Source organism: Sphingomonas sp. NBWT7, assembly GCF_014217605.1.
Lineage (GTDB): Bacteria > Pseudomonadota > Alphaproteobacteria > Sphingomonadales > Sphingomonadaceae > Sphingomonas.
This window is the reverse complement of sequence record NZ_CP043639.1, coordinates 83,618-98,608: the sequence shown is the minus strand read 5'-3', so window position 1 is coordinate 98,608 and position 14,991 is coordinate 83,618. Positions and strand designations below refer to the sequence as shown.

General features: G+C 66.6%; 15 protein-coding genes. 5 read left to right on the top strand and 10 right to left on the bottom strand.

The genetic code is table 11. The features are described 5' to 3' along the window. Window positions 1-10: 10 nt before the first annotated feature. Genes nuoI through ndhC form a run of 10 tightly spaced genes read right to left on the bottom strand, consistent with a single transcriptional unit; the run spans window position 11 to window position 8,806 of the window. A complete protein-coding gene (nuoI, locus tag F1C10_RS00490; RefSeq protein WP_185207851.1) occupies window positions 11-496 on the bottom strand; it encodes an NADH-quinone oxidoreductase subunit NuoI in 486 nt (161 codons plus the stop codon). Between the two features lies 1 nt (window position 497). Further along, the gene (gene nuoH, locus F1C10_RS00485) at window positions 498-1,547 is read right to left on the bottom strand and encodes an NADH-quinone oxidoreductase subunit NuoH (RefSeq protein ID WP_185207849.1); all 1,050 of its coding nucleotides are present in this window, start codon (window positions 1,545-1,547) and stop codon (window positions 498-500) included. Between the two features lies 1 nt (window position 1,548). Further along, window positions 1,549-3,549 (bottom strand): NADH-quinone oxidoreductase subunit NuoG, encoded by a 2,001-nt coding sequence (gene nuoG, locus F1C10_RS00480; protein WP_185207847.1) that lies wholly within the window; start codon window positions 3,547-3,549, stop codon window positions 1,549-1,551. Continuing rightward, complete coding sequence (nuoF, locus tag F1C10_RS00475) at window positions 3,549-4,868, bottom strand: NADH-quinone oxidoreductase subunit NuoF (protein WP_185207845.1); 1,320 nt, start codon at window positions 4,866-4,868, stop codon at window positions 3,549-3,551. The genes nuoG and nuoF overlap by 1 nt, the downstream gene beginning before the upstream one ends. Beyond that, a complete protein-coding gene (locus tag F1C10_RS00470) occupies window positions 4,865-5,560 on the bottom strand; it encodes an NAD(P)H-dependent oxidoreductase subunit E (protein WP_185207843.1) in 696 nt (231 codons plus the stop codon). Before F1C10_RS00470 ends, nuoF begins: the two co-directional genes overlap by 4 nt. Next, entirely contained in the window at window positions 5,553-5,732 is a 180-nt protein-coding gene (locus F1C10_RS00465; RefSeq protein ID WP_185207841.1) for a hypothetical protein, read from the bottom strand. Before F1C10_RS00465 ends, F1C10_RS00470 begins: the two co-directional genes overlap by 8 nt. After that, a complete protein-coding gene (locus tag F1C10_RS00460; protein WP_258042987.1) occupies window positions 5,729-7,006 on the bottom strand; it encodes an NADH-quinone oxidoreductase subunit D in 1,278 nt (425 codons plus the stop codon). The genes F1C10_RS00465 and F1C10_RS00460 overlap by 4 nt, the downstream gene beginning before the upstream one ends. Continuing rightward, a complete protein-coding gene (locus tag F1C10_RS00455; protein ID WP_185207839.1) occupies window positions 7,003-7,848 on the bottom strand; it encodes an NADH-quinone oxidoreductase subunit C in 846 nt (281 codons plus the stop codon). Before F1C10_RS00455 ends, F1C10_RS00460 begins: the two co-directional genes overlap by 4 nt. Continuing rightward, entirely contained in the window at window positions 7,845-8,429 is a 585-nt protein-coding gene (locus tag F1C10_RS00450) for an NADH-quinone oxidoreductase subunit B family protein (RefSeq protein ID WP_258042986.1), read from the bottom strand. Before F1C10_RS00450 ends, F1C10_RS00455 begins: the two co-directional genes overlap by 4 nt. Before the next feature lie 2 nt (window positions 8,430-8,431). After that, entirely contained in the window at window positions 8,432-8,806 is a 375-nt protein-coding gene (ndhC, locus tag F1C10_RS00445; protein WP_085811068.1) for an NADH-quinone oxidoreductase subunit A, read from the bottom strand. A 144-nt stretch (window positions 8,807-8,950) separates the two neighbouring features. Between ndhC and F1C10_RS00440 the strand changes: the two genes are divergently transcribed. The 5 genes from F1C10_RS00440 (at window position 8,951) to F1C10_RS00420 (ending at window position 14,991) form a co-directional block, all read left to right on the top strand. After that, window positions 8,951-10,165: a hydrolase gene (locus tag F1C10_RS00440; protein WP_185207837.1), complete on the top strand. Its 1,215-nt coding sequence runs from the start codon at window positions 8,951-8,953 to the stop codon at window positions 10,163-10,165. An 11-nt stretch (window positions 10,166-10,176) separates the two neighbouring features. Continuing rightward, window positions 10,177-11,193, top strand: a complete 1,017-nt coding sequence (locus tag F1C10_RS00435; protein WP_185209978.1) for an arginine N-succinyltransferase — start codon at window positions 10,177-10,179, stop codon at window positions 11,191-11,193. Between the two features lie 34 nt (window positions 11,194-11,227). Continuing rightward, on the top strand, window positions 11,228-12,481 hold the full coding sequence (locus F1C10_RS00430) for an N-succinylarginine dihydrolase (protein ID WP_258042985.1): 1,254 nt from the start codon (window positions 11,228-11,230) through the stop codon (window positions 12,479-12,481). A gap of 65 nt (window positions 12,482-12,546) precedes the next feature. Beyond that, entirely contained in the window at window positions 12,547-12,762 is a 216-nt protein-coding gene (locus tag F1C10_RS00425; RefSeq protein WP_185207833.1) for a hypothetical protein, read from the top strand. A 93-nt stretch (window positions 12,763-12,855) separates the two neighbouring features. Beyond that, a complete protein-coding gene (locus F1C10_RS00420; protein ID WP_185207831.1) occupies window positions 12,856-14,991 on the top strand; it encodes a TonB-dependent receptor domain-containing protein in 2,136 nt (711 codons plus the stop codon).

The window sequence follows — 14,991 nt, the reverse complement described above, 5'->3', positions numbered from 1 at the left end:
CGCGCGTCGCCTACCGATATGCCGCGTCGGCGGCAATGTTCGCTGCGAGCGTCCGCTCCCAGCGGTCGCCGTTATCGAGCAGCTTCGCCTTGTCGTAGATCAACTCCTCGCGCGTCTCGGTCGAATAATCGAGGTTCGGCCCCTCGACGATCGCATCAACCGGGCAGGCTTCCTGGCACAGGCCGCAGAAGATGCACTTCGTCATGTCGATGTCGTAGCGCGTCGTGCGGCGGCTGCCGTCGTCGCGCGGCTCGGCCTCGATCGTGATCGCCAGCGCCGGGCACACCGCCTCGCACAGCTTACACGCGATGCAGCGTTCCTCGCCGTTGGGATAGCGGCGCAGCGCGTGCTCGCCACGGAACCGTGGCGAGAGCGGATTACGCTCGAACGGATAGTTGATCGTTGCCTTGGGCTTGAAGAAATACTTCAAGGTCAACGCGTGCGCCTTCACGAACTCCCAGAGGGTGAAGGCCTTGATCGTCGAAGCGATACCCATATCAGATCCCAACCCGGTTCAGCATCAGCACGCCGGACACGAGGAACACCCAGAACAGTGACACCGGCAGGAACACCTTCCAGCCCAGCCGCATCAACTGATCGTAGCGATAGCGCGGCACCGTCGCCTTCACCCAGCTGAACAGGAAAAAGAAGAACAGGATCTTGGCGAACAGCCAGATGATCCCCGGCACCCAGTAGAGCGGCGCCCAGTCGAGCGGCGGTAGGTAGCCACCCCAGAACAGCGTCGCATTGAGCGTGCACATCAGCAGCACGTTGGCATATTCGCCCAGCCAGTAGAGCGCGAAGCTCATCGACGAATATTCGGTCTGATACCCCGCGACGAGCTCCGATTCCGCCTCGGTCAGATCGAACGGCGCGCGCTGCGTCTCGGCAAGCGAGGAGATGAAGAACATCACCGCCATCGGGAACAGCAGCGGGTTAAGGAAGAAGCCGTTGATCGGCGTCCCCAGCACGCTGCGCTGCGCCTCGACGATTCCCGTCAGGTTGAACGTGCCTGCCCACATGATCACCGAGATGAGCACGAAGCCAATCGCGACTTCGTAGCTGACCATCTGCGCCGCGGCGCGGATCGCCGAGAAGAACGGATATTTGGAGTTCGACGACCAGCCGGCGAGGATGATGCCGTAGACGCCGAGCGACGAGGCGGCGAGAATGTAGAGCAGGCCAACGTTGATGTCCGCCAGCACGACGCCGACATCGAACGGCACCACCGCCCACACGATCAGTGCGACGGTGAAGGTGATGATCGGCGCGAGCAGGAACAGCCCGCGGTTCGCCGCCGTCGGAACGATCGTTTCCTGCAGGAACACCTTCAGCCCGTCGGCAAACGACTGCAGCAGTCCGAACGGGCCGACGACGTTGGGGCCGCGGCGCAGCGCCATCGCCGCCCAGATCTTGCGGTCGGCATAGATAATCATAGCCACCGCCAGCATCAGCGGCAGCGCGATGACGAGAATGCCAATCAGCGTGGCGAGAAACCAGGCCCAGCCGTAGGGCAGCCCGAGCGTCGCGTTGAAGAACTGCGTCATGTTATTCCGCCGCCTCCGCGAAGGTCTCGCCGTGGACGAGTTCGGCCGAGCAGCGCTGCATCGTCGGCGAGGCGCGGCAGATCGCGTTGGTCAAGTAAAAGTCCTTGATCGGGTAGCTATCGAGCACGCCCTGCGCAGTGGCCGACAAGGACGGCGGGTTCCACGCAAAGGTCACCAGGCCTTCGTTGGCGAGATCGGGACAGTCGAGCGCCATCGCTGCGCGAAGCTCTCCGAGCGTGTCGAACGGCAGCGGGCGGCCAAGCGTTTCGGACAGCGCGCGGAAGATCGTCCAGTCCTCGCGTGCGTCGCCGGGCGCAAACACCGCACGGTTACCGCGCTGCACGCGCCCTTCGAGATTGACCCAGGTGCCCGACTTCTCGGCATAGGTCGAACCCGGCAGCACGACGTCCGCCGCCGCTGCGCCCTTGTCGCCATGATGACCGACATACACCTTGAAGCCGGCGAAGCGCGTGAAATCGCACTCATCGGCGCCGAGGAAGAACGCGAGCTTCGCATCACAAAGCGCCGAGATGCCGGACTTTTGTGCGTAGCCGAGCATCAGCCCGCCCATCCGGCTCGCGGCCATGTGAACGACGTTGAACCCGTTCCATCCGTCCTTGACGAGGCCGAGCGTGTCGACGAGCGAGAGCGCCGCGCCGTGCGCCCCCTTGAGCGCGCCGCCGCCGACGATCACCATCGGCCGCTCGGCCTTGCCGAACGCCTCGGTCAGGGCATCCGGCAGGTCGCCGAGCACCGCGAGATCGTTGCCGAGCCAGGTCGCCTTGTAGGTAAGGTCGGTCTCCGGGCCGATCGCCCACACCTTCGCGCCGCGCTTGATCGCCTTGCGGATCCGCGTGTTGACGAGGCTCGCTTCCCACCGGAGGTTGGTGCCGACCAACAGGATCGCGTCGGCGCGCTCCACCCCGGCGATCGTCGTGTTGAAATTGACCGCGGCGAGGCTGGACGTGTCATAGTCCATGCCCGTCTGCCGCCCTTCGAGCAGCGACGAGCCCATGTCGCGAAGCAGCGCCTTGGCGGCGAACATCGTCTCGCAATCGACCAGATCGCCTGCGATGGCGGCAACACTGTCACCGGCTCCCTTCGCGACATCGGCGATCACCGCGAACGCCTCGTCCCAGGTTGCCGGGACGAGCTTGCCGTCACGCCGCACATAGGGCCGATCGAGCCGCCGACGGACGAGGCCGTCGACCGCGTGACGCGTCTTGTCGGTCGCCCACTCCTCGTTGACCTCGTCGTTCACCCGCGGCAGCGCGCGCAGCACCTGCCGCCCGCGGCTGTCGAGCCGGATGTTGGTGCCGACCGCGTCCATCACGTCGATCGTCAGCGTCTTGTTCAGCTCCCACGGCCGTGCCTCGAAAGCGTAGGGCTTGCTGGTCAGCGCGCCGACCGGGCACAGATCGACGACGTTGCCGCTGAGCTCGCTCGTCACCGCCTCTTCGAGATACGACGTGATCTGCATGTTCTCGCCGCGATAAATCGCGCCGATCTCCTCAACGCCAGCGACTTCCTCGGCGAAGCGGACGCAGCGCGTGCACTGGATGCAGCGGGTCATGATCGTCTTGACGATCGGCCCCATATACTTCTCGGTGACGGCGCGCTTGTTCTCCTGGAAGCGGCTGTGGCCGCGGCCATAGGCCATCGCTTGATCCTGGAGATCGCACTCGCCGCCCTGGTCGCAGATCGGACAATCGAGCGGGTGGTTGATCAGCAGGAATTCCATGATGCCCTCACGGGCATGCTTGACCATCGGCGAGGTGGTGAAGACCTCCTGATTGTCCGCCGCGGGCAGCGCGCACGACGCCTGCGGCTTGGGCGGCCCGGGCTTCACCTCGACCAGGCACATGCGGCAGTTGCCGGCGATCGACAGCCGCTCGTGATAACAGAAACGCGGGATTTCCTTGCCGGCGATCTCGCACGCCTGCAGCACGGTGGCGCCCTGCGGCACCTCCACTTCGATCCCGTCTACCTTCAGCTTGGGCATTATTCTGCAGCTTCCTGCATGGGGGCGAGGCCGCCGCCCTGACGTTCGATGATACGGCGCTCTAGCTCGGGGCGGAAATGCTTGATCAGGCCCTGGATCGGCCACGCCGCCGCGTCGCCCAGCGCGCAGATCGAATGGCCCTCGACCTGCTTGGTCACTTGCTGGAGCATGTCGATCTCACCGATTTCGGCGTCGCCGGTGCGCAGCCGCTCCATCACGCGCCACATCCAGCCGGTGCCCTCGCGGCACGGCGTGCACTGGCCGCAGCTCTCGTGCTTGTAGAAATACGAGATGCGGCTGATCGCGCGGACGACGTCGGTCGACTTGTCCATGACGATGATCGCCGCGGTGCCAAGCCCCGAGCCGACCGCCTTCAGGCCGTCGAAGTCCATCGGCGCGTCCATGATGTCCTTCGCCGGCACCAGCGGCACCGATGAGCCGCCGGGGATCACCGCAAGGAGGTTGTCCCACCCGCCGCGGATGCCGCCGCAATGCTTCTCGATCAGTTCGCGGAACGGGATGCTCATCGCTTCCTCGACCACGCAGGGCTTTTCCACGTGTCCGCTGATCTGGAACAGCTTTGTGCCGCGGTTATTCTCCGCGCCGAAGCTCGCGAACCATTCCGCGCCGCGCCGCAGGATCGTCGGTGCAACCGCGATGCTCTCGACGTTGTTGACCGTCGTCGGGCAGCCGTAGAGGCCGGCACCGGCCGGGAACGGCGGCTTGAGGCGCGGCTGGCCCTTCTTGCCCTCCAGGCTCTCGATCATCGCGGTCTCTTCGCCGCAGATGTACGCACCAGCGCCGCGGTGAACGAAGACGTCGAAGTCGTAGCCCGAGCCGCAGGCGTTCTTGCCGACGAGGCCAGCGTCATACGCCTCCTGCACCGCCGCGAAGAGCGTCTCCGCCTCGCGGATATATTCGCCGCGGATGTAGATGTACGCCGCGCGCGCGCGCATTGCGAAGCCGGCAACCAGCGCACCCTCGATCAGCTTGTGCGGATCGTGGCGGATGATCTCGCGGTCCTTGCACGAACCGGGCTCGGATTCGTCGGCGTTGATGACCAGGAAGCTCGGCCGTTCGGGGCTCGGCGTCTTGGGCATGAACGACCATTTGGTGCCGGTCGGGAAACCCGCGCCACCGCGCCCGCGCAGGCCCGACGCCTTGATCACGTCGATGATCTTGTCCTGCCCGAGATCGAGCAGCGCCTTGGTATTGTCCCAATCGCCGCGGCCGCGTGCGGCCTGCAGCGTCCACGGCTGATAGCCGTAGAGATTGGTGAAGATGCGGTCCTTGTCCGTCAGGGATGTGATGACGCTCATGCGCTCGCTCCCACGGCAGGCGTGTTCCATTCGGAACGATAATCGTGGTTCTCGCTCACCATTGCGGTCAGCGTCGTCGGCCCGCCCAGCGGCTCGACGGTGTGGCGGCCGGGCTCCTGCGTGCCTGCCTTCGGCTGCTCGCCGCGCGCCAGCGCATCGAGGATCGCGATCGTGCGATCGTAATCGAGGTCCTCGAAATTGTCGTCGTTGATTTGGACCATCGGCGCTGAGGCACAATTGCCCATGCACTCGACCTCCGTCAGCGTGAACAGGCCATCGGGCGTCGTCTTGCCCTTGATTAGCCCCTTGTTCTTGCACGCCGCCAGCACGTCGTCCGACCCGCGCAACATACACGGCGTGGTACCGCAGACCTGCACGTGGAAGCGGCCGACGGGGGCGAGATTGAACATCGTGTAGAAGGTCGCGACTTCGTAGACGCGCATGTACGGCACGCCGATCTCGCGCGCGACGAATTCAATCACCGGCACCGGCAGCCAGCCCTGCGTCTGCGTTTCCGCGCCCACCTGCCGCTGCGCGAGATCGAGCAGCGGGATCGAGGCGGATTGCTCGCGCCCGGCCGGATAGCGCGCGAGGATCGCGTTACGCTTAGCGATGCTTTCCTCGGACCACTGGAACCCGTTCCAGCGGGCACGGACTTCGGCCTCGTCGGGGATCTGGGGGGCGTCAGCCACGGTACGAACGGCTCCTGAGGAAGAAGGCGCAGCCGATCGAGACGGCGCCCAACAAGACAAAGGCGATCAGGCTCTGCCGGCCGCCCAGAACATCATTCACCGCACTGATCATGATCAGCACCAGCCCCATGATCCAGCATGCCTTTGCCGGCCCATGAAAGGTAAAATTCACCGGTCGCATTCCCCGAACACGATGTCCATTGCACCGAGGATCGCGGTGGTATCGGCGAGCATGTGTCCGCGGCTCATGAAGTCCATCGCCTGGAGATGGCTGAACGCGGTCGGCCGGATCTTGCAGCGGTACGGCTTGTTGGTGCCGTCGCTGACCAGATAGACGCCGAACTCGCCCTTGGGGCTCTCCGTCGCGACATACACCTCGCCCGCGGGCACGTGATAGCCTTCGGTATATAGCTTGAAGTGATGGATCAGCGCTTCCATCGACTGCTTCATCTCGCCGCGCTTGGGCGGCACGACCTTGCGATCGAGGCTGGCGATCGGCCCCTCGGGCATTTCCGCCAGACACTGTTTCATGATCCGCGCCGACTGGCGGACCTCTTCCACGCGCACCATGAAGCGGTCGTAGCAATCGCCGCGCGTGCCGACCGGCACCTCGAAGTCCATCCGGGCGTAGACGTCGTACGGCTGCTGCTTGCGCAGATCCCACGGAATGCCCGCCGCGCGGATCATCGGGCCGGAGAAGCCCCAGCGCAGCGCATCGTCGCGCGAGACGATGCCGATATCGACATTGCGCTGCTTGAAGATGCGGTTGTCCGCAACGAGGCTGATCGCATCCTCGAACAACACCGGCAGGCGGTTGTCGAGCCAGTCGGCGATGTCGGTCAGCAGCTTGAGCGGCACGTCCTGGTGGACGCCGCCGACGCGGAAGTAATTGGCATGCATCCGCGCGCCGGATGCGCGCTCGTAGAAGCCCATCAGGTCTTCGCGCAGCTCGAACAGCCACAGGTTCGGCGTCATCGCGCCGACGTCCATAACGTGGCTGCCCAGGTTGAGCATGTGGTTCATGATGCGCGTCAATTCGGCGAAGAAGACGCGCAGGTACTGCGCCCGCAGCGGCACCTCGAGATCGAGCAGCTTCTCGATCGCGAGCACGAACGTATGCTCCATGCACATCGGCGAGCAGTAATCGAGGCGGTCGAAATATGGGATCGCCTGCTGATACGTCTTATACTCGATCAGCTTCTCGGTGCCGCGATGCAGCAGCCCGACGTGCGGGTCGATCCGGTCGACGATTTCGCCGTCGAGCTCCATCACCAGCCGGAGCACGCCGTGCGCGGCGGGATGCTGCGGCCCGAAGTTGATCGTGTAGTTCTGGATCGCGACTTCGTCGTCGGTCGGACGCCCGTCCGCGTCGATGTGCGCGATGCGCTCGACCGCGGGGTCGATCCGATCGTTCAGCGCGCTATCGGTCATCACCGTGTCGGTCACTGGTTCTGTCCTCCCTTGCCGGGGACGACATCGGGATCGGCAGGCTTGGGCGTGCCCTCCGGATGCGGCTTACCGGCGCCGGTCTCGGCGGTGCTCTTCGCGTCGGCCTTGGCATAAGGCTCGCTCGACGCGGCGGGCGCCTTCGCCTTGCTCTCGCTCGCGTCCGCCTTCTGGATCTGGTCCGCCGTCACCGGCGTCTGCGCGCCCTTCTGCTGCGGTAGCGCGCCCTTCTCGTCGCCCGGCAGGACGTATTCGGCGCCTTCCCACGGGCTGGTGAAATCGAAGGTGCGGAAGTCCTGCGCGAGCGAGACGGGCTCATACATCACGCGCTTCGCTTCTTCGGAATAGCGCATCTCGACGTGCCCGGTGAGCGGGAAGTCCTTGCGGAACGGATGGCCGCGAAAGCCATAGTCGGTGAGGATACGGCGCAGGTCGCGGTTGCCTGCGAACAGCACGCCGAACATGTCGTACACCTCGCGCTCGAGCCATCCGGCAACCGGCCACAGATCGGTTACCGACGGTACCGGCGTGTCCTCGCTCGCCGCGACATGGACGTGGAGCCGGTGATTACGCGTCACCGACAACAGGCAGTAGACGACGTCGAACCGCTCGGGCCGCGAGGGATAGTCGACCCCGGCGATCTCCATCAACTGCTGGTATTCGAGCCCCGGCGTGTCACGCAGCGCGGTCAGCGCGGGCACCAGATGGTCGCGATGGACGTGCAGCTGCACCTCGCCGACCTGCGCGAACGCATCGACCAGCCCCGCGGGGATCGCCGCGCGCGCCGCCTCGATCGTCGCGTCGTTGAGGTCGGCGGCGAAAGCGGGTGCGGGCGCCCTCAACGCTCGATGCTCCCAGAACGGCGGATCTTACGCTGCAGCTGCATGATGCCGTAGAGCAACGCCTCCGCGGTCGGCGGGCAGCCGGGCACGTAGATGTCGACCGGCACGATCCGGTCGCAGCCGCGCACGACGCTGTAGCTGTAATGGTAATAGCCACCGCCGTTGGCGCACGAGCCCATCGAGATGACGTATTTGGGCTCGGACATTTGATCGTACACGCGGCGCAGCGCTGGCGCCATCTTGTTGCACAGCGTGCCCGCGACGATCATCACGTCCGACTGGCGCGGCGAGGCGCGCGGCGCGGCGCCGAAGCGTTCCAGATCATAGCGCGGCATGTTGACGTGGATCATCTCCACCGCGCAGCAGGCGAGCCCGAACGTCATCCACCACAGCGAGCCGGTGCGCGCCCACTGGAACAGTTCCTCGGTCGAGGTAACGAGGAAACCCTTGTCGGTCAGCTCGCCGTTCAGATCGTTGAAGAAACCCTGGTCAGGCGCGATGACGCTCGACGCGCTCGCATCGCGCGGCAGCTCGACGGGGCCGGACGTCGGCAGGCCGGAATTGATGAGGCCGGAGTTCATGGTCATTCCCAATCCAACGCGCCCTTCTTCCAGGCATAGGCCAGGCCGAGCGCGAGTTCACCGATGAAGATCATCATGCTGATCCAGGCCGTCCAGCCGAGTTCGAACACGCTTACCGCCCATGGATATAGGAACGCGGCTTCGAGATCGAAGATGATGAACAGGATCGCAACTAGATAAAATCGCACGTCAAATTGCGCGCGACTGTCCTCGAACGCGGGGAAACCGCACTCGTATTCGGACAGCTTCTCCACCGTTGGCTTATGCGCCCCGGTGAGCCGCGCGACCGCCATCGGCAGGAACACGAAGGTGCCCGACAGCAGCAGCGCGACGCCCAGGAACATCAGGATCGGCAGGTATTGCGACAGATCGACCATGGGCGCTTTCGGGTTTCTCGCAGGTGCGAACGGATGCGGGGCGCTTTAGGCTCCGAGCGCCATGACGGCAAGGCGCAGGAGGGTTGAGAATCATTCGCAGACGTGCGGGCTGGCCGTCTCCGCATGGGTGCGCTAGCAACATTCATGGTCGTATCGCCTGAAACTGGATTGCGCGGCGCGGAGAGAGCTGCGGTCGAGCGAACCGCCGCCGCGCCCTCGCTCGAGAGAATATGCCGCTGGGCGGCGATGAACAGCGGCACGGGCAATCTTGCCGGCCTGTCGACGGTCGCCGGGCAACTCGCCGACGCCTTCTCCGCCCTACCCGGCGAGGTTCGCCTGGTGCCGCCGGCGCCGGCGGAGCGCGTCAGGGAAGACGGCACGGTCGCGGCGCTCGATCATGGCCACCACCTCCATTTGTCGGTGCGACCCGACGCGACGCGGCGGCTCCTGCTGACCGGCCATATGGATACCGTCTACCCGGTCGATCATCCGTTCCAGGCCATTACCGAGCGCGGCGACGGCACGATCAACGGCCCCGGCACGGCCGACATGAAGGGCGGACTCGCCGTCATGCTCGCTGCATTGGAGGCGATCGAGGCGGCGGGCTGCGCGATCGGCTATGACGTCGTGATCAACTCGGACGAGGAAACGGGCTCCTTCTCCTCCTCCGCACTGATCGAGGACGCGGCGCGGGGGAAGCTCGCCGCGCTGACCTATGAGCCCGCGCTGCCCGACGGCACGCTCGCCGGCGCGCGTGGCGGAACCGGCAATTTCTCGATCGTCGTCAGGGGCCGCGCGGCGCACGCCGGACGCAACCCGGAGGACGGCCGCAACGCGATCACTGCCGCCGCCGCGCTGGCGGTGATGCTCGAACAGGCGAAAGGCCCGCGGCTCGCCGTCAATCCGGCGCGGATCGACGGCGGCGGGCCGAACAACGTCGTCCCCGACCTAGCGGTATTGCGCGTCAACTTCCGCCCGAAGGATGCCGCCGAGATCGCCCGCGCGCGCGGCGCGATCGACGCCGCCGTCGCCGAGATCGCGGCAACGCGCGACGTGCGGATCACGGTGCACGGCGGGTTCAATCGCCCCCCCAAGCCGATCGATCCCGGCGCCGCCCGCCTGTTCGACACGGTTCGCGCTGCGGGGGCGGACCTCGGCCTCGCGATCGCGTGGCGCGACACCGGCGGCGTGTGCGACGGCAACAATATCGCCGCCGCCGGCACGCCGGTTATCGACACGATGGGCGTGCGCGGCGGCGCGATCCACTCGTCGGACGAATTCCTGATCGTCGACAGCCTGGCCGAGCGCGCTGCGCTGTCTGCGATCACCATCCTGCGGCTGGCGGAGAACGGTTTGTGACGGCCCCGAGCATGTTCGTCGTCCGCGCGGCGCGCGACGAGGATCTGGCGCACCTCTACGAGATGGCGAAGCTGACCGGTGGCGGGTTCACCAATCTGCCGCCCGACCGCCGCGCGTTGAAAGCCAAGCTCGATCGCAGCCACGCCGCCTTCGCGCGCGATGCCGACAGCGTCGAGGACGAATTGTTCGTCCTGATCCTCGAGAACGTCGCCACCGGCGAGGTGCGCGGCACCTGCCAGATCTTTACCCAGGTCGGCCAGCGCCACCCGTTCTACAGCTATCGCATCAGCACGCTGACGCAGCACAGCAGCGCGCTCGACCGCACCTTCCGCGCGGAAATGCTGTCGCTGACCACCGATCTCGAAGGGTCGAGCGAGGTCGGCGGCCTGTTCCTTCATCCCGGCGAGCGCGCGGGCGGGCTAGGGCTGCTGCTCGCGCGCAGCCGGTACCTTTTCATTAAGGCGCATCGCGCGCGCTTCGGCGAACGAATTCTCGCAGAATTGCGCGGCGTGATCGACGAGGCGGGTGGATCGCCATTCTGGGACGGGCTCGCCGGGCGGTTCTTCGGCATGAACTTCCAGGATGCCGACGCCTTCAACGCCATCCACGGCCACCAGTTCATCGCCGATCTGATGCCCAAGCACCCGATCTATACCGCGATGCTGTCGGACAGTGCGCGCGCCGCGATCGGCCTCCCCCACCCCTCCGGGCGCGCGGCGATGCGCATGCTGGAGAACGAGGGGTTCGCGTTCGAGAAATACGTCGACATCTTCGACGGCGGGCCGACGATGACCGCGCGGATCGATCAGGTGCGCACCATCCGTGACGCGCGCGCGCGGCGGATCGTCGCGCTCGACTACGACGGCGGCGGCGAGGCGCTGGTCGCGCACGGCAGTCTGTCCGATTTCCGCTGCGCCTACGGCACGGTCCGCGAGGTCGGCGACGAGACGATCGTCCTCGATCCGGGCTGCGCCGCGCTAACCGGCGCCGCGGAGGATGCCGCGGTCCTACACATTCCCCGCCTGTGAACGGGTTCGGCCAGCACATGCGGGAGAGAGTGGCGTGATCCGCGAGATTAACTTCGACGGCATCATCGGGCCGAGCCACAATTACGCCGGGCTCAGCCCCGGCAATTTGGCGGCGACGCACAATGCCGGCGCGACCGCCCGGCCGCGCGCGGCGGCGTTGCAGGGAATCGCGAAGATGCGTGCGAACCTCGCGCTCGGGCTTGTCCAGGGCATCCTGCCGCCGCATGCGCGCCCCGACGATCGCTGGCTCGCGGCGCTGCACACCGATTATGCCGCCGCCCCGGTGCACCTCAAGGCGCGCAGCTTCTCCGCCTCGCCGATGTGGGCGGCCAATGCAGCGACGGTGTCGCCCGCGCCCGATACTGCGGACGGCCGCTGCCACCTTACCGTCGCGAACCTCGTGACGATGCCGCACCGCAGCCACGAATGGCCCGAAACGCTCGCGCAGCTCCGCCTCGCCTTCGCGCATCCGGGCTTCGCGGTGCATCCGCCCGTGCCCGCATCCTTCGGGGACGAGGGGGCAGCGAACCACATGCGCCTCGCCGCGTCGCACGATGCGCCGGGCATCGAAATCTTCGTCTACGGCGAGAGCGGCGGGCGCTTCCCCGCCCGGCAGCATCGCGAAGCCTGCGAGGCGGTCGCGCGCGCGCACCGGCTCGATCCCGCGCATGTGCTGTTCGCCCAACAATCGCCCGAGGCGATCGCCGCGGGTGCGTTCCACAACGATGTCGTCGCGGTCGCGAACGAGCGGACGCTGTTCGCCCACGAACAGGCTTTTGCGGATCATGACGGCTTATACGCGGCGCTGCGCGCGCGGATGCCGGGGGTGGAGATCGTCGAGGTTCCGGCGGAACGCGTCAGTCTCGACGACGCGATCCGCTCCTACCTGTTCAACGCGCAGCTCGTCACTGCGGCGTCGGGCACGCAGACGCTGATCGTTCCCGCCGAGGCGCGCGCCAACGCCGCCGTCTGGTCGTGGTTGCAGGATCACCTGCGCGGCAACCGGCCGATCCGCGCGGTCGAGGTGGTCGACGTGCGCGAATCGATGGCCAATGGCGGCGGCCCGGCTTGCCTGCGGCTGCGCGTCGCCTGCGATCCCGCGCTGGTCGATCCACGCTTCCTGGTCGACGACGTGAAGCTCGACGCCATCGCCGCCGTGGTCGAGGCGCACTGGCCCGAGCGGATCGAGGCGGGCGCGATCGGCGATGCGGCGCTGATCGATCAGGTGATCGCGGCGCGGCGCGCGCTGCTCACCGCGCTCAATCTTGTCGAGTTAATTGACAGGTAACCATGAATGGTAACGCCGGAATGGCGCAAATCCGCCGTTGGCGCAGGATTTGCGTATATTTTGGCATGTTCGATCGTATCGCCCGACTATTCACCATCACCACCAAGTTCGAAGCCTTTATGGTGATCTACGGGCTTGGGCTTGGTGCGACCGAGCGTGGAGCCCACTATCTTCGCGACTACCCCGGCGTCGGCGGCTGGATGCTGTTCGCCGTCTGCCCCCTCGCCGTCTTCATGGCGGGTGCGCGGATCCTCGAGTCGGTCGAGCGCAACGGGCAATAGCCGAATTGCGAGGCCCGACCGCGGTTCGACGAAAGAGGCTTGATACGATGTAACATCCTGCCTACCCGGCTCATGTTCCTGCCGGAGATCTCGATGCTTCTTCTCACCGCCAATCTCGCCGCGATGACGCTGGCAGCCAGTGCCGCGACCATTGCCGCGGACGACGCCGCCCCCGACGCCGATCGCCCGGTCGGACGCGACATCATCATCACCGCACCGGTGCGGCAGAGCGAGCGCGACGTCCTGCAGGGCACGTCGGTGCTCGACGGCGAAAAGCTCGACCGCGAACTGCGCCCGACGATCGGCGAGACGCTCGCGCGGCTGCCCGGTGTGTCGGCGACATCGTTCGGCCCGGGTGCCTCACGCCCCGTCCTGCGCGGCTTCCAGGGCGACCGGGTGCGTGTGCTGACCGACGGGATCGGCTCGTTCGATGCCGCCAACAGCTCGGTCGATCACGCGGTGGTGATCGACCCGCTCCTCGCCGACCGCGTCGAGGTGCTGCGCGGCCCCGTAGCGCTGCTGTACGGTTCCTCAGCGGTCGGCGGCGTCGTCAACGTGCTCGACGCGCGCATTCCGCGCACCGTGCCAGCGGAGGGATACCGGCTCAACGCGATCGCCGGCTACGGCTCGGCTGCGGATCAGCGCAACGTCGCCGGATCGGCCGACGTCGCATTGGGTTCGCAGTTCGTCGTCAACGTCAACGGGTCGTATCTCAAGGCGGACGATCTGCGCATTGGCGGGCGCGTCCTGTCGCGCCGCGCACGCGAGGCGGCGCTGGCCGCGGGTGCGGAGGCCGGCGACCAGGCGGGCGTCGAGGAGCCGATCGATTACGTCGGCCCGACGCAACTGCGCGGCCGGCTGCCGAACAGCGCGATCGAGACGTGGAACGCCGGGATCGGCGGCGCGCTGATCACCGACGGCGGATCGCTCGGCGTCGCCTACAGCCACTATGACAGCCTGTACGGCATCCCGCTGCGCTACGCGACGACGGTCGGCCAGGAGGTCGAGGCGCCGCGGATCGACGTTGCGCAGGACCGCGTCGATCTGCGCGGCGAGGTGAAGACCGGCGGCGGCTTCCTCGATGCGATCCGGCTGCGGCTCGGCCATGCCGACTATCGCCACTACGAGCTGGAGCCTGACGGCGAGATCGGCACGACGTTCCTCAACAAGGGCACCGAGGGCCGGCTCGAACTGGTGCAGGCCGACAAGGGTGGCTGGTCGGGCGCGAGCGGCGTCCAGTACCTCGATCGCAAGCTGCGCGCGATCGGCGAGGAGGCGTTCCTGCCGCCCGTCGAGACGCAGCAGTTCGGCGTCTTCACGCTGCAGCAGCTGACGCTCGGCCGCTTCCGCGCCGAGGGCGGCGCGCGCTACGAGCGGACCGGACTCGACTCGCGTCCGCCGTTCGGCGACGACCGCTATCCGCGCACCAAGAAGCGGTTCGACGCCTTCTCCGGCTCTCTCGGCGCCTCCTATGCAATCGGCGAGGAGACGCGGATCGGGCTCAACGCCTCGCGCACCGAGCGCGCGCCATCGGCGGAAGAGCTGTTCTCCAACGGCAATCATGCCGGCACGCAATCGTACGAACTCGGCAACGCCGATTTTCGCACCGAGAAGAGCTGGGGGCTCGAAGCGACGTTCCACGCGCACTCGGACCGCTTCAGCCTCGATGCATCGGCGTACCATAATTGGTTCGACGACTTCATTTACGAGGGCCAGGTGCCGCAGGGCGTGTGCGAGGCGGCGGCCGGCCCCGACGCCGACGAGGTCCTGCCATGCTTCGCCTATGCGCAGTCGAAGGCGCGCTACTGGGGGTTCGAAGTCGATGCCTCGGCGCGGCTGGCAACGATCGGCGGCTATGCGATCAGCGCCGATGTCGTCGGCGATTACGTCCGCGCGACGATCATCGGCACCGGCCCCGCCCCGCGCATCCCGCCGCTGAGACTGCTCGGCGGAATCGAAGCGCAGGGGGATCGTGCGACCGGACGCGTCGAGGTGGAACGCGTCTTCAAGCAGGATCGCATCGCCGCGTTCGAGACGCCGACCGACGGGTTCACGATGGTCAACGCCTCGCTCTCGTTCCGGCCGTTCACCGACCATCCGCGCACCGCGATCCTCGTCAGCGCCAACAATCTGTTCGACGTCGACGCGCGGCGCCACGCCAGCGTGCTCAAGGATTTCGCGCCGCTCGCGGGCCGCGACATCCGCGTCAGCCTGCGGCTCGCGATCTGA

Excerpts from the sequence above, each read along its gene's own strand:
- nuoI (WP_185207851.1), bottom strand. The coding sequence starts at position 496 with ATGGGTATCGCTTCGACGATCAAGGCCTTCACCCTCTGGGAGTTCGTG.
- nuoH (WP_185207849.1), bottom strand. The coding sequence starts at position 1,547 with ATGACGCAGTTCTTCAACGCGACGCTCGGGCTGCCCTACGGCTGGGCC.
- nuoG (WP_185207847.1), bottom strand. The coding sequence starts at position 3,549 with ATGCCCAAGCTGAAGGTAGACGGGATCGAAGTGGAGGTGCCGCAGGGC.
- nuoF (WP_185207845.1), bottom strand. The coding sequence starts at position 4,868 with ATGAGCGTCATCACATCCCTGACGGACAAGGACCGCATCTTCACCAAT.
- F1C10_RS00450 (WP_258042986.1), bottom strand. The coding sequence starts at position 8,429 with ATGAACTCCGGCCTCATCAATTCCGGCCTGCCGACGTCCGGCCCCGTC.
- ndhC (WP_085811068.1), bottom strand. The coding sequence starts at position 8,806 with ATGGTCGATCTGTCGCAATACCTGCCGATCCTGATGTTCCTGGGCGTC.
- F1C10_RS00440 (WP_185207837.1), top strand. The coding sequence starts at position 8,951 with ATGGTCGTATCGCCTGAAACTGGATTGCGCGGCGCGGAGAGAGCTGCG.
- F1C10_RS00435 (WP_185209978.1), top strand. The coding sequence starts at position 10,177 with ATGTTCGTCGTCCGCGCGGCGCGCGACGAGGATCTGGCGCACCTCTAC.
- F1C10_RS00425 (WP_185207833.1), top strand. The coding sequence starts at position 12,547 with ATGTTCGATCGTATCGCCCGACTATTCACCATCACCACCAAGTTCGAA.
- F1C10_RS00420 (WP_185207831.1), top strand. The coding sequence starts at position 12,856 with ATGCTTCTTCTCACCGCCAATCTCGCCGCGATGACGCTGGCAGCCAGT.